We start from the raw sequence: 21,616 nt of genomic DNA, 5'->3' as shown, positions 1-21,616 counted from the left end.
CAGGTCGCCGACCCCGCGGGCCGGTGATCAGGCGGTCGGCAGCGACTCCAGCCGCGCGGTGATCCGCTCGATGTCGGCTTCCGCGGCCGCCTTGCGGGCTCGGATCTTCTCCACCACCGCGGCCGGCGCCTTCTCCAAGAAGCTCGGGTTGGCCAGCTTCTTCTCCGTCTGCTCGAGCTCCTTGCGCGCTGCCGCCAGGTCCTTCTCCGCCCGCTTGCGCTCCGCGGCCACGTCGACCGCGCCGGACAGGTCCAGCTCGACGGCCACCACACCCGAGGTCAGGTTCACGTCGACCGACACCGTGGTGCTGAAGCCCTCCTCCGGGGCGTTCAACCGCGCCAGCGAGCGAACCGCCTGCTCGTGCGCGGCCAGCTCCTGCAGGCCGTCGCCGGACAAGCGAGCCGCCACCCGCTGCCCCGGCTTGAGGCCCTGGTCGGAGCGGAAGCGCCGGATCTCGGTGACCAGCCGCTGCACGTCGGCGATGCGGGTCGCCGCGGCCTCGTCGGCAGGCGCCTTCGTCGCCTTCGGCCACTCGGCGATGACCAGCGACTCGCCACCGGTGAGCGACGTCCACAGCACCTCGGTGACGAACGGGATCACCGGGTGCAGCAGCCGCAGCAGCGTGTCCAGCACCCGGCCGAGGACCACCCGCGTGGTCTCCGCCCGGTCGCCGCCCTCGGCCAGCTGCACCTTGGCCAGCTCGACGTACCAGTCACAGAACTCGTCCCACGTGAAGTGGTAGAGCGCGTCGCACAACTTGGCGAACTCGAACTGCTCGAACCGCTCGTCCACGTCGACGACCAACGCGTCGAGCTTGTCGAGGATCCACCGGTCGGCGTCGGTCAACTCGGATCGCTCCGGCAGCTCGGCCACCTTCGCGCCGTTCATCAGCGCGAAGCGGCTGGCGTTCCACAGCTTGGTGCAGAAGTTCCGGGAGCCCGCGGCCCACTCCGCGGCGATGGCCATGTCGCTGCCCGGGTTCGCACCCCGGGCCAGCGTGAACCGGGTGGCGTCCGCGCCGAACTCGTTCAGCCAGTCCAGCGGGTCGATGACGTTGCCGCGCGACTTGGACATCTTCTTGCCCGTCGCGTCGCGGATCAGGCCGTGCAGGAACACGTGGTCGAACGGCTGCTTGCCGTCCATCGCGTACGTGCCCAGCATCATCATCCTGGCCACCCAGAAGAACAGGATGTCGTAGCCGGTGACCAGCACGGATGTCGGGTAGAACGTGCGCAGGTCGGCGGTGTCGTCCGGCCAGCCCAGCGTGGAGAACGGCCACAGGCCCGAGGAGAACCAGGTGTCCAGGACGTCGCTGTCCTGCTCCCACTCCCCCGGCGGCAGCTCGTCGTCCGGGCCGAGGCAGATCTCTTTGCCTTCCGGGCCGTAGTAGACCGGGATGCGGTGGCCCCACCACAGCTGGCGCGAGATGCACCAGTCGTGCATGTCGTCGACCCAGTCGAAGTAGCGCTTGGCCAGCTCCGGCGGGTGGATGGTCGTGCGCCCGTCGCGGACCGCGTCGCCTGCCGCCTTCGCCAGCGGCGCCACGCGGACCCACCACTGCATGGACAGCCGCGGTTCGACGACCGTGTCGCACCGGGAGCAATGCCCGACCGCGTGCACGTACGGCCGCTTCTCGGCGACGATCCGGCCCTGTTCCCGCAGCGCGGCGACGACCGCGGGCCGTGCCTCGAACCGGTCCAGGCCCTGGAACGGGCCGGGGGCGGTGACCACGGCCTGCTCGTCCATGATCGTCAGCATCGGCAGGTCGTGCCGCTTGCCGATCTCGAAGTCGTTCGGGTCGTGCGCCGGGGTGACCTTGACCGCGCCGGTGCCGAACTCCGGGTCGACGTGCTCGTCGGCCACGATCGGGATCATCCGGCCGGTCAGCGGCAGCTCCACCTCCGTGCCGACCAGGTGCTTGTACCGGTCGTCGTCGGGGTGCACCGCCACCGCGGTGTCACCGAGCATGGTCTCGGCCCGCGTGGTCGCGACCACGATGGAGTTCTCGCCGTCGCCGTAGCGGATGGACACCAGCTCGCCGTCGACGTCGGCGTGCTCCACCTCGATGTCCGACAGCGCGGTGTGGCAGCGCGGGCACCAGTTGATGATGCGCTCGGCGCGGTAGATCAGGCCGTCCTCGTACAGCTTCTTGAAGATCGTCAGCACCGCGCGGGACAGCTGGCTGTCCATCGTGAAGCGCTCGCGCGTCCAGTCCACGCCGTCGCCCAGGCGGCGCATCTGGTCGAGGATCTTGCCGCCGTAGGTCTCCTTCCACTCCCACACGCGCTCGACGAACTTCTCCCTGCCGAGGTCGTGCCGGGACAGACCCTCGTTGGCCAGCTCGCGCTCCACCACGTTCTGGGTCGCGATGCCCGCGTGGTCCATGCCGGGCAGCCAGAGCACGTTGTAGCCCTGCATGCGGCGCCTGCGGGTGAGCGCGTCCATCAGCGTGTGGTCGAGCGCGTGCCCCATGTGCATCGCGCCGGTGACGTTCGGCGGCGGGAGCACGATGGTGTACGGCGGCTTCTCCGAGCCCGCCTCCGCCGTGAAGTAGCCCGCGTCTACCCACCGCTGGTACAGCTCGGCCTCGTGGTCGGCCGGGTTCCACGCGGTGGGCAGATTCGTGCTGGGGCGAGAAGCGTTGTCGGTCACGCCCAGAAGTCTACGAACCGGCTGTTGGCCGCCTCACTCGGATTACCCCTTGGCGGCCGAACCGAGGTCCCCGCGCCGCACCAGTCGCCACCAGCGCCAATGCCGGTAGCGGAACAGAGCCCGAGCGAACGCCGTCACGACCGGCGTGAACAGGCCGGCGTCGATCAGCACCGTGTCGGTGTAGCGACAACGCCCGGGTTCGAGCGGTTCCGCGTGCAGCGTGTGCTGCCAGCTACGAACTACGCCGCCGTGTTCTCGGGTCCGCACGGTCCGGTTCATCGGGTCGACGTCTGCGACGGTGATCGTGTATCTGCCCAGCGGGATGACGTACAGCAGGAACATCCACCCGGTCAGCGAGGCCCCCTCCCGAGCGAGGTCGCTGCGTCCGTTCACCGCGGGCAGCCAGATCCACGGCCTGAGCACGTAGCGCACCGTGTCCGGCCGTTGCATGACCGACCACACATCGTCCGCGTCGGCTTCGAGGACGGATTCGACGCGCACTGTGCTCACGGGCTCAACCCTTGTCGTTCAGCAGATCCACCAGGACTGCGGCGTGCGAATGCTCGATGTCGCGCGTTGCGGTCAACAGTGTGACCGGGCCACGCTCGGCCAGGGCCCGTAGCCGCTCGAGACCCTCCTGCGCCGTCTCGGACTCGAGTTCCTCCCGGTAGCGACGCGTGAACTCGGCGAACCGCTCCGGGTCGTGGCCGAACCACTTCCGCAGCTCGGTCGACGGCGCGACGTCGCGGACCCACTCCGCATCCAGCTGGTCCTTGCTGACCCCGCGTGGCCAGACACGGTCGACCAGCACGCGGGTGCCGTCGTCCGGGGACGGCTCGTCGTAAACCCTGCGCAGCCGCATACGTTCAGCGTAACGATGGATGACCTGGCCCTTTTGGCTCTCGGGTTCTGCTTGCCGAAGGTGCATCATGGGGACGTGGCACGCAAAGCACCTCAGGCAGACATCGACGAAGCACAACTGGAAGTCGGCAAGCCGAAGGATTGGGCGGCAGGCATCCCAGGCGTGGCCGTCTCGATGAAGCGGACCATCGAGCAGGTCGGCCCGGTGCGCACCGTGCGCGCGCTGCGGTTGATCAACCAGCGGGAAGGGTTCGACTGCCCGGGCTGCGCCTGGCCGGAGCCGCAGGAAGCGGCGGGCGAGAAGCGCAAGCACATCGAGTTCTGCGAGAACGGCGCGAAAGCCGTCGCGGAGGAGGCCACCAAGCGCCGGGTGACGCGGGAGTTCTTCGCCGAGCACTCGATCGACGACCTGGCCGAACGCACCGACTACTGGCTGGGCCAGCAAGGCCGGTTGACCGAGCCGGTGGTGTTGCGGCCGGGCGCGACCCACTACGAGCCGATCGACTGGAATTCCGCGTTCGCGCTGATCGCCGAGAAGCTGAAGGGGCTGAGCAGCCCGGACGAAGCGATCTTCTACACGTCGGGCCGCACGTCCAACGAAGCCGCGTTCGCCTACCAGCTGCTGGTGCGCAGCTTCGGGACGAACAACCTGCCGGACTGCTCCAACATGTGCCACGAGTCGTCCGGTGCGGCGTTGACCGAGACGATCGGCGTCGGCAAGGGCTCGGTCAGTCTGGCCGACTTCACCATGGCCGACCTGATCGTGGTGGTCGGGCAGAACCCCGGCACCAATCACCCGCGCATGCTGTCCGCGCTCGAGCGGGCCAAGCAGAACGGCGCCAAGATCATCGCGATCAATCCGCTGCCGGAAGCGGGCCTGATGCGCTTCCGCAACCCGCAGAACGTACGCGGGTTGGTGGGCAAGGGCACGCCGCTGGCCGACGAGTTCGTTCCGGTGCGCATCGCCGGCGACCTCGCGTTGTTCACCGCGCTCGGCCGTCTGCTGGTGGAGAAGGACGCGGTGGACTCCGCGTTCGTCGACAAGTACACCGCGGGCTTCGAGGAGTACCGCAAGCACGTCGCCGAGGTGTCCTGGGACGACATCCTCGAGGCCACCGGCCTGTCGACCGAGCAGATCGAGAAGGTCGCCGACATGTTCGCGCGGTCCGAGCGCACCATCGTCTGCTGGGCGATGGGCCTGACCCAGCACCGCAAGGCCGTCCCGACCATCCGGGAGATCGTCAACGTGCTGTTGCTGCGCGGGATGATCGGCAAGCCGGGTGCGGGAGCGTGTCCGGTGCGCGGCCACTCCAACGTGCAGGGCGACCGCACGATGGGCATCTACGAGAAGATGCCGGAGCCGTTCCTGGCCGCGCTCGAGCACGAGTTCGACATCACCGTGCCGCGCAAGGTCGGCTACGACACCGTGGAGGCCATCAAGGCGATGGCCGCGGGCAAGGCGAAGGCGTTCATGTCGATGGGTGGCAACTTCGTCTCCGCCACCCCGGACACCGCGTTGACCGAACGAGCGCTGCGTTCGTGCGAGCTGACCGTGCAGGTGTCGACCAAGCTGAACCGCTCGCACGTGGTGCCGGGGCGGACCGCGCTGATCCTGCCCGCACTCGGCCGAACCGAAAGGGACGTGCAGGCTTCCGGCGAGCAGTTCGTGACGGTCGAGGACTCCATGTCGGTCGTGCACCGCTCACGCGGCACGCTCGCCCCCGCCAGCGGTCAGCTGCGCAGCGAGGTGTCCATCGTGTGCGGACTGGCCAAGGCACTGTTCGGGCCGGACCACCCGGTGCCGTGGGAGGCGTTCGAGAAGGACTACGACGTCATCCGGGAATCGATCGCCCGCGTGGTACCCGGCTGCGACGACTACAACGCCAAGGTGCGCCGGCCGGACGGCTTCGTGCTGCCGCACCCGCCGCGCGACAGCCGCACATTCCCCACCGCGACCGGGAAGGCGAACTTCACGGTCAACGAGCTCGAGGTGCTGCGGGTCCCGCCGGGGAGGCTGATCCTGCAGACGCTGCGCAGCCACGACCAGTACAACACCACGATCTACGGCCTGTCGGACCGCTACCGCGGCATCGAGAACGGTCGCCGGGTGGTGTTCGTCAACGCCGAGGACCTGGCCGAACGCGGGCTGAGCGACGGCCAGATGGTCGACGTGATCTCCGAGTTCGACGGTGTCGAGCGGCGGGCGGAGCGGTTCCGTCTCGTCGCGTACCCGACGCCGCGCGGGTGTGCGGCCGCGTACTTCCCCGAAGCCAACGCGCTGGTCCCGGTGCAGGCGGTCGCCGAGGTGTCCAACACCCCGGTGTCGAAATCGATCGTGGTACGGCTGGAGCCGCGCAACGACTGACGGTCAGGTATTCGTCGCGGTGATGACGGGGATCACGGCGACGGTCACCACCACCGCGGTCATCTCCTCGATGGCCCTGCGCGTGGCGTCGGACGCCCAGTTGCCTTCGGCGATGGCCTTGGCGCGCTGCTTGGCCGGCTTGCGGTCGGCTTTGTCGACCACTCGCGGCACCGTGCCGATGGCGTGCAGCAAGGAGATCAGCGCGGCCACCCGCGGCTGGGGTTCGACGCCGGCCACCAAGGCCTGTCGCAGATCCTCGCGCAGCTTCGCCTCGTGGCTGGAGTCCTGCGCGGGCCAGCGCGTGGTCGGGAACAAGCCGAGCACCTTGTTCCGCTCCTTGCTGAGAATGCCGCGCTCGGCCAGGTGGTCGAGCAGTTTGCCGTGCAGCTTGCTGCTCAGCTTGGCAACGACGTCCTTGGGCTTGCGGCCGTCGTGCTCGGCGATCTTGGCCTGCCATTCGTCGAGCACCGGGTGCCCGGTCGGCGCCGTCCGTTTCACCGCCAGCCGCGCCTTGCGGCCCGTGCCGTCCAACTCGACGTGGCCCAGTTCGGCCAGCTCGATCAGCACCGCGCCGACCAACGCGTAATCGAGGTTGGTCCCCCACTCCGGGCGGCCCGTATCGTCGTCATAAGCGAGCAACAGGAGTTCTTCGGCGAGCAGCATCCCGCCACGCTAGCTCGACGCGGGCGCACCCGCACTCCTGGCAAGGCCGTGTTGGAAAGAGGTGGCGTCGATGGGCCGGATCACCACTCGAACGAAGGTCCTCGCGATCGCCGGCGACGGTGCGCACACGCGCGAGGACGTCCTCGCCGCCGAGGAGCCGTTGGAGTTGCGCGTCAACGGCAAGGCCCTCGCGGTCACCATGCGAACCCCGGGCGACGACGTCGAGCTCGCACACGGATTTCTGCTCGGCGAAGGCGTCATCGGTTCGCGCGACGACGTGGACACCGCCCGCTATTGCGACAGTGTCGACGACCAGGGCCGCAACACCTACAACGTGCTGGACCTGACGCTCAGCCCCGGAGTCCCGTCCCCGGCCATCGGGGTGGAACGCAACTTCTACACCACCTCGTCGTGCGGCATCTGTGGCAAGGCAGCGCTGGACGCCGTGCGAACCAGGACCCGGTTCGATCCGGCTCCGGATCCCGTCCCGGTCGACCCCGCGGTCCTGGCAGGCCTGCCGGATGCGCTTCGGCAGCGGCAGCGCGTGTTCGAAGCGACCGGCGGCCTGCACGCCGCGGCCCTGTTCGATCACCAGGGGAAGCTGCACGTGGTCCGGGAGGACGTGGGACGGCACAACGCGGTCGACAAGGCGATCGGCTGGGCCGTGCTGCAAGGCCGGATACCGCTGTTCGGCGCCGGGCTGTTGGTGTCCGGGCGGGCGTCGTTCGAGCTGGTGCAGAAGGCGGCCATGGCGGGCATCCCGGTGCTCGCCGCCGTGTCCGCACCGTCGTCGCTGGCCGTGGAGCTGGCCGCGGAACAAGGCATGACGCTGGTGGGCTTTCTGCGCGGCGGCAGCATGAACGTCTACACCGGCCACCACCGGTTGACCGGTTCGATGCGTCAGCGCTGAGCGCAAAACAGCCGGGCACGCTCTGTGCGTCAGCCTGAGGCCGCGACCGCCGGCCATAAGCGACCGCGAGTCACCCCCGGAGCGCGCAGCCCAGCCGGCCACGACCGTGCGCCAGCCCTGAGGCCGCAACCGCCGGCCACATGCGACCGCGAGTCAGCCCGGAGCGCGCAATCTCAACCGGGTGCCAGCCCGGAGCGCGCAGCCCCGCCTGCCACGCTCCAACGTGTGCGTCAGTCCCGAGGCCGCAAACCCTCCAGCCACGCTCCGACCGTGTGTTCGGCGTGCTGGGCTCGTTCCTCGGTGGCGAGCACCAGGCAATGCATCGTGGCGCCGTCGATGAGCGCGAGCAGTTGCCCGGCCAGCTGAGCCGGATCCAGCTCGGAGTCGATCTCCCCCGCTGCTTGCAGAGTGGTCAGCTCGGAGGTGAACCACTCGCGCAGCTCGGCGTCCAGCTGAGCTGCCGTCTGCGTCAAGCTCGCCTCGGTCACCGCCGCGGCGGTGTATGCCAGCCAGACGCGGGCGCGCGACTCGCGCTCTGGATCCAGCGGCAGCCACTGCCACACGACGTCCCGAAGCCGCTCGAGCGAGGCAGGCTCGTCCAGCAAGGACCGCACTGTCGCGACGAACTCCGCGGCTGCGCGTTCGAAAGCCGCCGCGACCAGGTCCGCCTTGGTGCGGTAGTAGTACTGCACCTGCGCCACGGACACGTTCGCCCGCGCCGCGACCGTCCGCATGCTGACCGCGTGAAAACCTTTCTCGGCGACGATCTCCAGCACCGCGTCCAGCAGGTGCGCGCCACGCGGCCGGCTGGTCACAGCGGTTCGTCGCGATGACGGGTCGCGGGGTTGATCACCTTGACCGTGGTGACGACGAGCTCGACGACCCCGAGCACGGCCACCACGATGCCCACCTTGTCCAGCGAGACAACAGGCGTCTCGACGTCACCGGTGGTGAGCCACAGCGCCACGCCGATGGCGACCATGGCGATGCCGATGCCAAAAGACAGGATGTCGTTCTTGCGCACTGCTCCACTCCCCCGATTCGGTGCCTGTACGTTCGTACTGTACGAGTGTACAGGCCACGCAGGCCCGAGCCAATCTGCCGGCGGGTGACCCGTGATCGGGTGGCGTGGCGGATCGAGCAGGACCCGTCGCGCGGACTTTCACCGGCAAACGCTTCCGAACAAACGAAAACGGCCCACCGAAGTGGGCCGTTCTGTCCAGTCGAAGGTTGCCGTCAGGCGGACTTCTCGCTGCGCTCCTGCTGCGCCCGGCGCCGCGACGGCTGCCGGGACACGATGGTCGGGTTCACGTTCTCCCGGACCGTCTGCTCGGTGATGACGACCTTGGCCACGTCCTGGCGGGACGGGATGTCGTACATGACCTGCTGCAGGACCTCCTCCATGATGGCCCGCAGCCCGCGCGCGCCGGTGCCCCGCAGCAGCGACTGGTCGGCGATCGCCTCCAGCGCGCCCTGGGTGAACTCCAGCTCCACGCCGTCCAGCTCGAACAGCTTCTTGTACTGCTTGACCAGCGCGTTGCGCGGCTCGGTCAGGATGCGGACCAGCGACTCCTTGTCCAGGTTGGTCACGCTGGCCACCACCGGGAGCCTGCCGATGAACTCGGGGATGAGACCGAACTTGATCAGGTCCTCCGGCATCGTCTCGGCGAAGATGTCCGACGACTCGATCTCGGCCTTGGTACGGACTTCGGCGCCGAAGCCGAGGCCGCGCTTGCCGATCCGCTCGTTGATGATCTTCTCCAGCCCGGCGAACGCGCCGGCCACGATGAACAGCACGTTCGTCGTGTCGATCTGGATGAACTCCTGGTGCGGGTGCTTGCGGCCGCCCTGCGGCGGCACGGACGCCGTGGTGCCCTCGAGGATCTTCAACAGCGCCTGCTGCACGCCCTCACCCGAGACGTCGCGGGTGATGGACGGGTTCTCGCTCTTGCGCGCGATCTTGTCGACCTCGTCGATGTAGATGATGCCGGTCTCGGCCCGCTTCACGTCGTAGTCGGCGGCCTGGATGAGCTTCAGCAGGATGTTCTCGACGTCCTCGCCGACGTAGCCCGCCTCGGTCAGCGCGGTGGCGTCGGCGATGGCGAACGGGACGTTGAGCATCTTCGCCAGCGTCTGCGCCAGGTACGTCTTCCCGCAGCCCGTCGGACCGAGCATGAGAATGTTCGACTTGGCGATCTCGACCGGCTCTTCCTTGGGATCCTTCGGCCCGGACTTCGCCTCGTTCTGGATCCGCTTGTAGTGGTTGTAGACCGCGACCGACAGCGAGCGCTTGGCCTCCTCCTGCCCGATCACGTACTGCTCGAGGAAATCGTGGATCTCCGCGGGCTTGGGCAGGTCGTCGAACTTGACGTCGCGCGTCTCGGCGAGTTCTTCCTCGATGATCTCGTTGCAGAGGTCGATGCACTCGTCACAGATGTACACGCCGGGGCCGGCGATGAGTTTCTTGACCTGCTTCTGGCTCTTCCCGCAGAACGAGCACTTCAGCAGGTCGCCGCCGTCGCCGATTCGCGCCATGACCGTAGACCTCTGTCCCCTCCGGTGCTTCCAACCGATGCACCTGGTGCGTTCGTGTGGCCTCGCGGGTAACGCAGCCTCTTTCACCTACTGACGCTACCCCGTCACCCGCTCCCGGTGGGAGCCTCAATCGAGCGTGACGTGGACCGCTGTAGTCCGCACCCTAGCTGCTTCACCTCGAGCGTGCCTGCAATTGACACACCTCGCCAAGTACGACCAGGTCACGATTCTGTCGAAGTCGGCAAGGAAACCTCGGCGTGCTGCGAGGTGAAGCTGCTAGGGCTGACCCTTCAGCTTACGCCGCGCCCTTCCGGTATTGCAGGACTTCGTCGACGATGCCGTACTCCAGCGCCTGCTCCGCGGTGAGGATCTTGTCGCGCTCGATGTCGGCGCGGATCTCCTCCGCGGATTTGCGGGTGTGCTTGGCCAGCGTGTTCTCCAGCAGGGCACGCACCCGCTGGATCTCGTTGGCCTGGATCTCCAGGTCCGACACCTGACCGTAGGTGCCCTGGGTGGACGGCTGGTGGATCAGCACCCGCGAGTTGGGCAGCGCGAACCGCTTGCCCTCGGTGCCCGCGGCCAGCAGCACGGCGGCGGCCGACGCGGCCTGACCGAGGCAGTAGGTCTGGATGTCCGGCCGGACGAACTGCATCGTGTCGTAGATCGCCATCAGCGACGTGAACGAGCCGCCGGGCGAGTTGATGTACAGCACGATGTCGCGGTCCGGGTCCTCGTGCTCCAGGTGCAGCAGCTGGGCCATCACGTCATTGGCGGACGCGTCGTCCACCTGCACACCGAGGAAGATCACCCGCTCTTCGTAGAGCTTGTTGTACGGGTTGGACTCCTTGATGCCGTAGCTGGTGCGCTCGACGTAGCTCGGCAGGACGTACCGCGACTGGGGCAGGTGCAGCTGGTTCTGAGGGTTCATCACGATTTCCTCTCCGGTCAGCGGGCCGAGCCGTTGTTGGCCAGCATCTCGCGGGTGAGCACCGCGTCCACGAAGCCGTAGTCCTTGGCCTCTTCCGCGGTGAACCAGCGGTCCCGGTCACCGTCGGCGATGATCTGCTCGACGGTCTGGCCGGTCTGCTCCGCGGTGATCTTCGCCAGCTCCTGCTTCCACTTGCTGAAGACCTGGGCCTGGATGGCGATGTCGGACGCGGTACCGGTGACGCCCGCCGACGGCTGGTGCATCAGGATGCGCGCGTGCGGCAGTGCGTACCGCTTGCCCGGCGTGCCCGACGAGAGCAGGAACTGCCCCATCGACGCCGCCAGACCCATCGCGTACGTCGCCACGTCCGGCTCGATCAGTTGCATGGTGTCGTAGATCGCGAAGCCCGCCGTCACCGACCCGCCCGGCGAGTTGATGTAGAAGCGGATGTCCTTCTCCGGGTCTTCGGCGGCCAGCAGCAGCAACTGGGCGGTGATCCGGTTGGCGACCTCGTCGTTGACCTCGGATCCGAGCACCACGATGCGCTCCTGGAGCAGCCGCTCGTAGACCGAGTCGGTCAGGTTCAGGCCTTGAGTGGCCGTCCGCATGCTAGGCGTTGGTTGCTGCGTCACGTCTGCCTGCCTCACATCAGGTCCCAGCGGACCTTGGGTTGATCTTGGGGTTGCCGTCGGTGGGTGCCACCGATGTCGTCATCGACACTAACGAACGGAGGCGGCCGGACATGCCCGATCCGGCCGCCGTTCGCTCACAGCGTCACTCGTCAGTGGCCGACTCCTGCGCCTTGGCCTCGTCACCGGACCTGTCGCCGGCCTCGCCGTCGGACTGCTCGTCGCCGCCGAACAGGTCGGAAAGGTCGACTTCGTTGCCGCTGGCGTCGGTCACGGTGACCTTGCGCACCACGCCGGCCAGTGCCTTGCCGCGCCGCACGTCGGCGTAGATCGCGCCGAGCTGGCCGGACTGCTGGGCCCGCTGCACGTACTCGTCCGGCGACACACCGAACCGCTGCGCCTGGTAGACGATGCGCTCGGTGAGCTCGCTGTCGTCGACCGTGACGTCCTCGGCGTCGGCGATCGAGTCCAGCAGCAGCTGGGTCCGCACCGTCTTCTCCGCCTCGGTGCGCAGCTCCTCGTTGAACTCCTTCGGGTCCTTGCCCGAGGCCTCCAGCGCTCGGTTGAGCAGTTCCTCGTCGTCGTGCGTGTCGGCCAGCTGGTGCATCGCCTCGTGCTTGCGGCTGTCCACCTCGGCCTGCACGACGCCCTCGGGCAGCGGCACGTCCGCGGCCTCCAGCAGGGCGTCCAGCACCTTGTCCCGGGCCTGCACACCCTGCTGCATGCGCTTCACCCGGCGCAGCCGCTCCCGCAGGTCTTCCTTCAGCTCCTCGATGGTGTCGAACTCCGACGCCATCTGGGCGAACTCGTCGTCGGCCTCCGGCAGCTCGCGCTGCTTGATCGACCGTGCGGTCACGGTGACCTGGGCTTCCTGTCCGGCGTACTTGCCGGCCAGCAGCTTGGTGGTGAACGTGGCGCTCTCGTCCTTGGACAGGCCGATCAGCGCGTCGTCGATGCCCTCGACCAGCTGGCCCGAGCCGATCTCGTACGACAGGCCCTCGGTGCTGGCGTCCTCCACCGGCTCGCCGTCCACCTCGGCGGACAGGTCGATCGAGACGAAGTCACCGGACTCGGCGGGGCGGTCGACCCCGACCAGCGTGCCGAACCGGGCGCGCAGCTCGTCCAGCTGCTCGTCGACCTCGTCCTCGCTCAGCTCGATGTCGTCGACGGTGATCGTCACGCCGGACAGGTCGGGGATCTCGATCTCCGGCCGCACGTCCACCTCGGCGGTGAACTCGAGTACTTCCCGGTCCTCGAGCTTGGTCACCTCGAAGTCCGGCTGCCCGAGCGTGCGGACCTCCTCGGCCTGCACCGCCTCGATGTACTTGGCGGGGATGACCTCGTTGACCACCTCTTCGAGCACTGGACCGCGACCGATGCGGCTCTCCAGCACGGGAGCGGGAACTTTGCCGGGGCGGAAGCCAGGAATCCGGACCTGCTGCGCGATCTTGCGGTAGGCGCGATCGAAGTTCGGCTTCAGTTCGTCGAACGGCACCTCGACATTGATCTTTACGCGCGTCGGGCTCAGCTGCTCGACGGTGCTCTTCAACGTGTGCTCCTCGGGGCTTGACAGATGTACGGCCCGTGTTCTCCGGGCGATTGCCCGAGTCTAGATGCTGCGCGAAAACGCCGTCCCAACACCTCTGACTTCGAGCATGCTCCTGCCACGAGTACCCCGACCGGCTCACCCGGTAGACATGGCCATGCCGCCGTCCACCGGAAGACACACCGCGTTGACGTAGGCCGCTTCGTCGGAGGCGAGGAACAGGCTCGCGTTCGCCACATCCCACGGCGTGCCCATCTTGCCGGTGGGGCTCAGCGCGTTACGGGCGGCGAGGAGTTCGTCGATCGAACCGGCCTGCGAAGCCAGCTGGCGCCGGACCAAGGGTGTGTCGATGAAGCCCGGCGCGACGGCGTTGGCGCGGATGCCGTGTTTGGCGTGCGTCAACGCCACCGACACCGTGAGCTGGTTGACCGCGGCCTTGGCCGCCATGTACGCGGGGTACGGGTAGCCGACGTGCCGGATGGAGGCAAGCGACGAGACGTTGACAATCGCCCCGCGTCCCTGCTCGATCATCAACGGCAGGACGTGCTTGCAGGCGAGGAAGGCGCCGTCGACGTTGAGCTGGAAGGCCTTCTGCCAGTGCTCGTAGCTGAGTTCCTCCGGTGTGCCGAGCACCGTCGCGCCGACGTTGTTGTGCAGCACGTCGACCGCCCCGAACGCTTCTTTCGTCGCGGCGACGGCTGCGGCGACCTGGGTGCTGTCGGTGACGTCCGCGGTCAGCGCGACAGCGGTGTTGCCTTCGTCGTTGATGGCGTCAGCGCTCCACCGGGCCGCTGCGGCGTCGATGTCCACCACCGCTACCGAGGCACCCGCACGGGCGTAGGTCATCGCTGCCGCTTGACCGTTGGTGACGCCGTCGGAGGAGCCACCGCCGCCGAACACCAGGGCCACCCGCCCAGCGAGCCGGTCATCCGTCATGAGCACCCTCCTCGAGGTAGAGCTCGAAGGTCACCGCCACCGGGTTCTGGCCGGGGATCACCACGCCGGAGTGCACGTCCCCGTTGCGGTCGACCGCGACCGCGGCGAGGCTGACGTCGCGGTCGCTCACCGTGCCGGCCAGCGAGGTGAACTCGGTGGCGGGCCAGTCGGCTTCGGTCACCCGTCCTTCACCGGTGCGCAGTCGAGCGCCCACCACGCTGCCGAGGCCGGCTCGCACCCGTGCCGTGGGAAAGCCCGCTCTGCCGGCGACTTCGACCACCGCATCGCACAGGTCGACCCCGGGACGGATCCGCGCGGACACCGCGTGCGGACGTTCGCATCCGCGCCTGGCCCGAGGGCTGAACGCCGGCATCATCGTTTCCGGGCAGGTGGAGCTGACCCAGGCCACGTCGTGCAGCAGGCGCACGGTCGCTTCGATCGGGATGTCACCGACCGTGCACTCGGGCAGCAGGTGTCCACCGCGCACCCGGCCGAGGCCGTCGATCCAGGTGGCGTGGATGTGCGTGAAGCCTTCGCCGTCGCGCGTGCCGACCGTTGCCGCGCCGCCCTGCACGAAGCACGGCCCTGGCGGTTCGATCGCCTCGCTGTAGAACGCGGGGCGGTCCTCGCCTACGGCCGGGTGGACGTAGCGCAACGCGCCGAAGCTGCCGTGCGCGAGCTCGACGTTGGCTCCCGCGCACCCCGCCGTGGACACCACATCGTGGAGGTACTCGGACAGTCTGCGACCGGGCGGGATCTCCACGCGCTGCACGGACACCCGGGTCGGGACCACGACGATCCGCTCCTCGGCGACCGGCCCAGGATGGCGCAGGGGAACTCCCGCCCGTCGCGTCATGCCTGCTCCCGGTCGAGCAGTCGTTCGCGGATGGTGCGCTTGACGACCTTGCCGTAGCCCGATTTCGGGATCGCGTCCCACCACTCGAAGCGCTTGGGAATCTTGTAGCGGGCGAGCGACCGACCGAGCCATTCCCGCAGGTCTTCCGTGGGCAACGGATCGTCGGACGGTACGCACACCGCGACGCCGATCTCGCCCCACTTCTCGTCCGGCACACCCACCACGGCGACTTCGGCGATGCCGGGGTGCAGGAGCAGGCGCTCCTCGATCTCCCGCGGGTAGATGTTCGACCCGCCGGAGATGAACATGTCCGACGCCCGGCCGGTGACGTACACATAGCCTTCGTCGTCGACCATGCCGAGGTCACCGGTGCGGAACCAGCCGTTGCGGAAGGCCGCCGCGTTCGCTTCGTCGTTGCGCAGATATCCGGCGAACACCGCGGGCCCGGCGACACAGATCTCGCCCTGCTCGCCGGGTGGCAGTTCTTGACCGTCGTCCGACTGAATGCTCACCCGCATTCCCGTGCGCGGATAGCCACACGTGCCGAACGGGACACCTTCGGGCGGGGTCCGGTCGTGCTCCTGCGGCGGCAGCACGGTGATGGCTCCGGTGACTTCACCCAGCCCGTAGTACTGCACCAGGACGTCACCGAGCACCGTGCGCGCGTGCTCCTGGTCGGCCCGGTACATCGGCGCACCCGCGTAGATCACGTAGCGCAGCGAGCTGTGGTCGTGTCGGTCGACCTCGGGGGCGCGGGTGAGCGTGGTCAGGATCGTCGGCACGGTGAACGCGTTGGTCACCCGCTCGGCTTCCACCAGCCGCCAGATCTCCGCGGGATCGAGCTTCTCCGACGTCGGCAGCACGGTCTTCGCGCCCCGGGCGACCTGCGGCAGCAGGTGAACCCCTGCGCCATGGGACAACGGCGCCACCACGATCTGCACGTCGTCGGCGGCCAGGCCGGGCATCAGGTCGCACAGGTGGTTGTTGATCACGAAGCCCATGTGGTCGTGCGTCAACACGGCGGCCTTCGGCCGACCGCTGGTACCCGAGGTGAAGAAGTACCACGCGGCGTCGCCGTTCCAGACCGGCTCGTCCGGCACCGGCTCCGTCGGCTCGACCAACGACGCGATCGCGCCCGGCGCGTCGGGCTGGGCCGCGATCCACAGCGGGTCGCCGCGGAGATCGGCAGCCTTCGCGACAGCGTCCGCGTGCTGCGAGTAGTCGACGTGGCACACCACGGCCGCGGGCTGCGTCAGGTCCGCCAGATCCGCGACCTCCGCGGGGGTGAGACGGAAGTTCGCCGGGGCAAGCACCCCGCCCGCACGCCAGATCCCGAACATCGTCGCGATCAGCTCGTGATGGTTGGGCGAGTGCACCAGCACGGCGTCGCCGCGCTTGATACCGCGAGCCCGCAGCTGCTCGGCGATCGCCGAGGCCCGGGCATCGAGCTGCCGCCACGACAGTCGCACCGCCCCGTGCACCACCGCGTCGCGCTCCGGGAGCCGTCGCGCGATCGTGGTGAGCAGGTTCGCGAGATTGACCGCGCGCCGCTGTTCGGTCACCGCCACCGCTCCAGCACCGAGAAGTAATTGGCGACCGCGACGCCACCCATGTTGAACACACCGGCCAGCGCGGCGTCCGGGATCTGCATCTGGCCCGCCTCACCGGTGAGTTGCAGCGCGGCCATCACGTGCTGCGAGATGCCCGTCGCGCCGATGGGATGCCCCTTGGCCTTCAACCCACCGGACGGGTTGACCGGCAGCTCGCCGCCGCGGTGTGTCCGTCCGTCCTCGATCGCGCTCGCTCCCTTGCCGACTTCGGTCAACCCGAACGCCTCGTACTGCAGCAACTCGGCGATGGTGAAGCAGTCGTGTGTCTCCAGCAGGTCGAGGTCGGTCAGCGACGCTCCCGCCTCGGTCATCGCCTGGGTGAAGGCCCGCCGCGCGCCACCGAACACCAGCACGTCTCCGCGGCGGGACAGCGGCAGGTGGTCGTTGGCGTGCGCGCGCCCCCGCCACGTCACCGCTCGCTGGGCTTTCACCGCGACGTCCCGGGAGGCCACCACGACGGCGGCGGCTCCGTCCGACACCAACGAGCAGTCGGTTCGCCGCAGCGGGTCGGCCACCACGGGGTTGCGGTCGGACACGATGTTGCAGAACTCGAAGCCCAGGTCCTTGCGCAGGTGCGCGTACGGATTGCCTGCCCCGTTGGCGTGGTTCTTCGCCGCGATCCGCGCCAGCGCTTCGCGGTGGTCGCCGTACCGGTCGAAGTACCGCCGAGCGAGATCGCCGAAGACCCCGGCGAAGCTGCCCGCCTGCTCTTCCTCGGCCCGATAGGAGGCGCTCAGCAGCACGTCGTTGAGGACGGCGGGTTCGGCGTGCGTCATCTTCTCCGCGCCGGCGACCAAGGCGATCCGTCCTCGACCGGACTGGACGAAATCGAGTGCGGTGTACAACGCGGCGGAGCCCGTCGCGCAGGCGTTCTCCACATGCACCGCGGGCACGGTCGCCAGCTCGGGCTGCGCGGCTCCCACCAACGCGCCTTCGAAGCCCTGACGCGACAGGCCGCTGTTGAACACCCCCACGAAGACGCCGTCGACCTCGTCTGCGCCGATGCCGGCATGGTCGAGCGCCTCCCCGGTCACCCGCGCCAGCAACGCTTCCACGGTCGGCTCGGCGGCCTTGCCGAACTGCGAATGACCCCAGCCGATGATGCACGGCGACGTTGTCATGCCTTCCTCCGATGCGCCTGCAGTGCCTGCAATGCCGAATGGACGTTGTGTGCTTCCCTCTGCAGCAACTCGACGAGCTCGTCGCGACGCGCACCGCGCAGGCGCTCGGCGATGCTGGCGATGCTCAGCGCCGCCACCGGGCGGTCGTCGGCGTCGGGCACCACCACACCGATCGCCCACGAGCCGGGGATGACCAGGCCGTCGTTGAGCGCGTAGCCGTTCTTCCGGGACCGGCGTACCAGGCGGCGCATCGTCTCGTCGTCGAAGCGCGGGTAACGTTGCCGGGCTGCCGCGGTCGCCGCGATCACCTGCTCGACCTCCTCGTCGGGCAGCGCGCTGAGGATCGCCAAGCTGCCCGCGCCGATGCCGAGCGGATGCCGGTCCCCCACGGCCAGCGCGAAGTTACGGATCGGCCCAGGCCCTTCCTGCCGCCGGGCGCAGACCGCGTAGCTGCCGTGCCGCACGGTGAGGAACGCCGTGTCGCCCGCCGCATCGGCCAGCCTGATCAAGCTGTCGGTACTGGCCTCACCCAGCCGGTCCGCCCCGTGACTGGCGAGCTCACCGAGCACCGCCGCCTGCACGCCGAGGCGGTAGCGCGCGGTCTTCGAATCCTGCTCGACGTAGCCGGCGTGCATGAGCGCGATCAACGCCCGCCGCACGCTCGCTTTCGGCCGCTCGCTGACCCTGGTGAGCTCGGCCAGCGACACGCCTTCCGGACGATCCCGCGCCAGCACGCCGACCAGGTTCAGCAACACGAGCGTGCGCTGCACGCTCTGCGACCCGGGCGGTTCGTCGCCCGTCTCGGCGGCGTGCGCGATGGTCCATGATGCGGACCGACGTGCACTGATGCCGGGATCAGACACTCGGGAGGCCGCCAACTCGGGACGCATGGACCTCATGATGAGCGCCGAAACACCGCTTGACAATCGGTCCACATCATGGACCACCAAGCCTCGCAAACTGTTGACAGCGTGGATAACGCTCTCCCACGATCGAATGGCCCTCGCTCGGGCGGACGAGGAGAGACGGACAATGAAGTCGAAATCGTGGCGTCGTGGCGTCGCCGTCCTCGCATGCCTCACCCTCGGTGGCTGCACCGCGGTGGACGCTGCCAGCGAGGAGACCTACTCGTGGACGATGACCGTCACGACCGGTGAGTCGTCGACGTGGTACAAGGCCGCGCAACGCTTCGCCGACACGCTCGAAGAGCGCTCCGGCGGCCGCATGAAGCTCGACGTGTTCACCAACGAGCAGCTCTCGGCGGGCGATCCGGCCGCGGGCGTCGAGCAGCTGATGCACGGCGACAAGGACTTCTCGTACAACTCCACGATCATCTACGCGGGTATCGATCCGCGGTTCGGGGCGATCAACGCGCCGTTCTTGTACCGGGACTACGAGGAAGCCGACCGGGTGATCGAACGCAGCGCGCGGGAGGCGTACGAGCGGCTGTGCGCCGAACACGGCGTGCAGATGCTCGGCTTCGGCGAGAGCGGTTTCCGGCAGGTCACCAACAACGTCCGGCCCATCCGCTCCCCCGGCGACCTGGCCGGTATCAAGATCCGCATCCCGGGCATCGGGCTGTTCACCGACTTCTTCCGTGACCTCAGCGCCAACCCACTGACGATGAACTTCTCCGAGGTCTTCACGTCTCTGCAGCAGGGCACCATCGAGGGTCAGGAGAACCCGATGGACGTCATCTCCTCGGCGGGGCTTGCCGAGGTCCAGCGGTACCTGACGATCTGGAACTACGTCTACGACCCGCTGGTGCTCGGGATGAACAAGGAGGAGTTCGACGCGCTCTCCGAACAGGACAAGCGCATCGTCACCGAGGCGGCCGAGGAAGCCAACGAGTACCAGATCTCGTCGAACCGCGACAACGAGCGGACCCAGGTCAGCGAGCAGGCCGAGCTGATGGAGGTCACCGAGCTCAGTGACGAGCAGCTGGCCGCATTCCGCGAGTCCGTGCGACCGCTGTACGCCGAGTACCAGCAGGTGTGGGGACCTGAGCTCACCCGCGCCGTGAGCCCGGAGGGCTGAGTCATGTGGGGACGCAGACTGGCCGTGGTGGAGAACCTGCTCGCCGCCATACCGTTCGCGGTGGTCGCCGTGGTGGCTTTCGTGAACGTGGTGAGCAGGTACTTCTTCAACCTCTCGCTGGCGTTCACCGGCGAACTCACCGTGAACCTGGCGATCTGGATGGTGATGATGGGCGCGGTCATCGGCCTGCGCGAGGGCGCCCACCTCGGGTTCGCCGTGCTGCACCAGAAGGTGCGCGGCGCGGTACGCACCGCGATGACGGCCCTGATCGCCGTGGCCGTCATCGTCTTCCTGGTCGTGCTGCTGTGGTACGGCTTCGACCTCGCCGTGCGGCAGATCGACAGCGGACGCGCGACGCCGTCGATGGAAGTACCGCAGTGGCTGTTCACGCTGGCGCTGCCGATCGGGGCGGTCTTCGGCATCTACCGGACGATCGAGGCGGCGCGCAGCGGCTTCACCACCACGACCGTGGAAACCAAGCCGAGCGAGGAGGCTGAGCAGTGATCGGCGCGGTGCTGTTCGGCAGCTTCCTGGTTCTGTTGCTCATCGGCGTCCCGGTCGCGTTCGCGCTCGGAATCGCCGCGGTCTGCTCCCTGGTCGCCATGGGCGGGCTGGACATGTTGTCCGTCGTGCCCAGCGTCTTCACCGCGTCCGTGTCGTCCGAGACGCTGCTGGCGATCCCGTTCTTCATCCTGGCCGGCGTGATCATGGAGTACGCGGGCATCTCCCGTCGCCTGGTGGACTTCGCGCACGCGTGTGTCGGCAGGCGTAAGCACGGGCTGGCGATCGTGGTCATCCTGGCGGCGTTCTTCTTCTCCGCCATCTCCGGCTCCGGCCCGGCGACCGTCGCCGCGATCGGGTCCATCCTCATCCCCGCGCTGGTGCGGCACGGCTACGAGAAGCGGCACGCCACCTCGTTGATGGCCACGGCGGGGTCGATGGGCATCATCGTGCCGCCGAGCATCGCGTTCATCGTCTTCGCCGTGGTGGTCAGCGACTACGCGGGCGTGTCGATCGTGCGCCTGTTCGTCGCCGGGATCATTCCCGGCATCCTGCTGGCGATCGCGCTGGTCATCGCCGCGCTCTTCCTCCCGCGCGAGCGTGCCGCCGCCCCTGCGGGCGACTCCCCCGGGGCCGCCACCGCGCCGAGCAAGGTGTCGGCGGACGCCGAAGGCCCGGGCGGCTTGCGTGGCCTGCTGGCCGCGTTCGCCAAGGCGATCCCCGGCCTGCTGGTTCCGGTGATCATCCTCGGGGGCATCTACGGCGGGGTCGTGACTCCGACCGAGTCCGCGGTGGTGGCAGCGGCCTACGCGCTGATTGTCGGCGTGTTCGGCTATCGGGAGATCAAGGCGGCGCACCTCTACCGGATTCTGGTCACCTCGGCCGCCCAGTCGGCGGTCGTGATGACCATCGTCGGCGCGGCATCGGTCTTCGCCTACGTCGTGACGGTCAACCGCATCGCGGAGAGCGTCGCGAACGCCCTGCTGGGGCTGGCGGGCAACCAGGCGCTGGTGCTGCTGCTCGTCGTGGTTCTGCTGTTGATCGTCGGTGCGTTCATCGATGCGGTGTCGGCGTTGTACCTGTTCGTGCCCATCGTGGCTCCGGTGCTGCTCGAAGCGGGCGTCGACGTGACGACCATCGGCGTGATGATGGTGGTCAACCTCGCGCTCGGCCTGGTGACTCCGCCGGTCGGGGTGAACCTGTTCGTGGCCGCAGGCATCGCGCGGGTCCCGCTGTTCGAGGTGGTGCGCGGCATCCGCCCGTTCTTCGTCGCCGGGCTGTCGGTGGTGCTGCTGGTCGCCTTCATCCCCGAGCTGTCCAACTGGTTGCCGGATCTGCTGGGCTTCTAGACGAAAGGGCCGATGGCGTGAACCCGTTCGACTTGTCCGGGCAGGTGGCTGCCTAATGTGTTTGTCAAGCAGCGGTAGCCGTGTTTCGCCGGTAGTCGGGTTGGTAGGGCTGGCGGG

At 68.4% G+C, this 21,616-nt stretch carries 20 protein-coding genes; 5 read left to right on the top strand and 15 right to left on the bottom strand.

Annotated features, from left to right (window positions below; translation table 11 throughout):
- Positions 1 to 27: 27 nt before the first annotated feature.
- From YWM_RS0111740 to YWM_RS0111730, 3 genes are read right to left on the bottom strand one after another with little or no spacing between them, the layout of a single operon-like run.
- Positions 28 to 2,652 (bottom strand): valine--tRNA ligase, encoded by a 2,625-nt coding sequence (locus tag YWM_RS0111740; protein ID WP_028850893.1) that lies wholly within the window; start codon positions 2,650 to 2,652, stop codon positions 28 to 30.
- Positions 2,653 to 2,694: 42 nt separating this feature from the next.
- A complete protein-coding gene (locus YWM_RS0111735) occupies positions 2,695 to 3,162 on the bottom strand; it encodes an SRPBCC family protein (RefSeq protein ID WP_156914751.1) in 468 nt (155 codons plus the stop codon).
- A gap of 4 nt (positions 3,163 to 3,166) precedes the next feature.
- Positions 3,167 to 3,514, bottom strand: a complete 348-nt coding sequence (locus tag YWM_RS0111730) for a DUF488 domain-containing protein (protein WP_043660813.1) — start codon at positions 3,512 to 3,514, stop codon at positions 3,167 to 3,169.
- Positions 3,515 to 3,589: 75 nt separating this feature from the next.
- On the opposite strand from YWM_RS0111730, the gene YWM_RS0111725 reads away from it, so the two are divergent.
- A complete protein-coding gene (locus YWM_RS0111725) occupies positions 3,590 to 5,878 on the top strand; it encodes an FdhF/YdeP family oxidoreductase (RefSeq protein ID WP_028850890.1) in 2,289 nt (762 codons plus the stop codon).
- Between the two features lie 3 nt (positions 5,879 to 5,881).
- Here YWM_RS0111725 and YWM_RS0111720 read toward each other — a convergent pair whose 3' ends face one another.
- On the bottom strand, positions 5,882 to 6,541 hold the full coding sequence (locus YWM_RS0111720) for a GOLPH3/VPS74 family protein (protein WP_028850889.1): 660 nt from the start codon (positions 6,539 to 6,541) through the stop codon (positions 5,882 to 5,884).
- Positions 6,542 to 6,611: 70 nt separating this feature from the next.
- Between YWM_RS0111720 and fdhD the strand changes: the two genes are divergently transcribed.
- Entirely contained in the window at positions 6,612 to 7,451 is an 840-nt protein-coding gene (fdhD, locus tag YWM_RS0111715; protein WP_028850888.1) for a formate dehydrogenase accessory sulfurtransferase FdhD, read from the top strand.
- A gap of 230 nt (positions 7,452 to 7,681) precedes the next feature.
- Here fdhD and YWM_RS25230 read toward each other — a convergent pair whose 3' ends face one another.
- The 11 genes from YWM_RS25230 to YWM_RS23285 all read right to left on the bottom strand — a co-directional run bounded on the left by YWM_RS25230 (position 7,682) and on the right by YWM_RS23285 (position 18,502).
- The gene (locus YWM_RS25230) at positions 7,682 to 8,266 is read right to left on the bottom strand and encodes a TetR/AcrR family transcriptional regulator (RefSeq protein WP_052344816.1); all 585 of its coding nucleotides are present in this window, start codon (positions 8,264 to 8,266) and stop codon (positions 7,682 to 7,684) included.
- Positions 8,263 to 8,475, bottom strand: coding sequence for a DUF5708 family protein (locus YWM_RS23295; RefSeq protein WP_043660807.1), 213 nt, complete (start codon positions 8,473 to 8,475; stop codon positions 8,263 to 8,265). Before YWM_RS23295 ends, YWM_RS25230 begins: the two co-directional genes overlap by 4 nt.
- 212 nt (positions 8,476 to 8,687) lie before the next feature.
- Positions 8,688 to 9,986 carry an ATP-dependent Clp protease ATP-binding subunit ClpX gene (clpX, locus tag YWM_RS0111695; RefSeq protein ID WP_028850886.1) on the bottom strand — a complete coding sequence of 433 codons (1,299 nt, stop codon included), beginning with the start codon at positions 9,984 to 9,986 and terminating at the stop codon, positions 8,688 to 8,690.
- 295 nt (positions 9,987 to 10,281) lie between these two features.
- Positions 10,282 to 10,914 carry an ATP-dependent Clp protease proteolytic subunit gene (locus tag YWM_RS0111690; RefSeq protein ID WP_043660805.1) on the bottom strand — a complete coding sequence of 211 codons (633 nt, stop codon included), beginning with the start codon at positions 10,912 to 10,914 and terminating at the stop codon, positions 10,282 to 10,284.
- 17 nt (positions 10,915 to 10,931) lie between these two features.
- The gene (locus tag YWM_RS0111685; protein ID WP_028850884.1) at positions 10,932 to 11,546 is read right to left on the bottom strand and encodes a ClpP family protease; all 615 of its coding nucleotides are present in this window, start codon (positions 11,544 to 11,546) and stop codon (positions 10,932 to 10,934) included.
- Positions 11,547 to 11,688: 142 nt separating this feature from the next.
- Complete coding sequence (tig, locus tag YWM_RS23290; protein WP_043660800.1) at positions 11,689 to 13,092, bottom strand: trigger factor; 1,404 nt, start codon at positions 13,090 to 13,092, stop codon at positions 11,689 to 11,691.
- Positions 13,093 to 13,227: 135 nt separating this feature from the next.
- Positions 13,228 to 14,025, bottom strand: coding sequence for an SDR family NAD(P)-dependent oxidoreductase (locus YWM_RS0111675; protein ID WP_028850883.1), 798 nt, complete (start codon positions 14,023 to 14,025; stop codon positions 13,228 to 13,230).
- Entirely contained in the window at positions 14,015 to 14,881 is an 867-nt protein-coding gene (locus YWM_RS0111665) for a PCC domain-containing protein (protein ID WP_028850882.1), read from the bottom strand. The genes YWM_RS0111675 and YWM_RS0111665 overlap by 11 nt, the downstream gene beginning before the upstream one ends.
- The gene (locus YWM_RS0111660) at positions 14,878 to 16,443 is read right to left on the bottom strand and encodes an acyl-CoA synthetase (RefSeq protein WP_084612357.1); all 1,566 of its coding nucleotides are present in this window, start codon (positions 16,441 to 16,443) and stop codon (positions 14,878 to 14,880) included. The genes YWM_RS0111665 and YWM_RS0111660 overlap by 4 nt, the downstream gene beginning before the upstream one ends.
- Positions 16,440 to 17,612 (bottom strand): acetyl-CoA acetyltransferase, encoded by a 1,173-nt coding sequence (locus YWM_RS0111655; protein WP_028850880.1) that lies wholly within the window; start codon positions 17,610 to 17,612, stop codon positions 16,440 to 16,442. The genes YWM_RS0111660 and YWM_RS0111655 overlap by 4 nt, the downstream gene beginning before the upstream one ends.
- Positions 17,609 to 18,502 carry an IclR family transcriptional regulator gene (locus YWM_RS23285; protein ID WP_211232489.1) on the bottom strand — a complete coding sequence of 298 codons (894 nt, stop codon included), beginning with the start codon at positions 18,500 to 18,502 and terminating at the stop codon, positions 17,609 to 17,611. Before YWM_RS23285 ends, YWM_RS0111655 begins: the two co-directional genes overlap by 4 nt.
- 142 nt (positions 18,503 to 18,644) lie before the next feature.
- On the opposite strand from YWM_RS23285, the gene YWM_RS0111645 reads away from it, so the two are divergent.
- From YWM_RS0111645 to YWM_RS0111635, 3 genes are read left to right on the top strand one after another with little or no spacing between them, the layout of a single operon-like run.
- Positions 18,645 to 19,649: a DctP family TRAP transporter solute-binding subunit gene (locus tag YWM_RS0111645; RefSeq protein WP_028850879.1), complete on the top strand. Its 1,005-nt coding sequence runs from the start codon at positions 18,645 to 18,647 to the stop codon at positions 19,647 to 19,649.
- 3 nt (positions 19,650 to 19,652) lie between these two features.
- Positions 19,653 to 20,153, top strand: coding sequence for a TRAP transporter small permease (locus YWM_RS0111640; RefSeq protein ID WP_028850878.1), 501 nt, complete (start codon positions 19,653 to 19,655; stop codon positions 20,151 to 20,153).
- Entirely contained in the window at positions 20,150 to 21,499 is a 1,350-nt protein-coding gene (locus YWM_RS0111635) for a TRAP transporter large permease (protein ID WP_028850877.1), read from the top strand. Before YWM_RS0111640 ends, YWM_RS0111635 begins: the two co-directional genes overlap by 4 nt.
- The last annotated feature ends 117 nt before the right edge of the window (positions 21,500 to 21,616 follow it).

The sequence above is a fragment of the Thermocrispum municipale DSM 44069 genome (assembly GCF_000427825.1).
In the GTDB taxonomy this organism is placed as follows: domain Bacteria; phylum Actinomycetota; class Actinomycetes; order Mycobacteriales; family Pseudonocardiaceae; genus Thermocrispum; species Thermocrispum municipale.
This window is presented reverse-complemented; position numbering and strand designations above follow the sequence as displayed.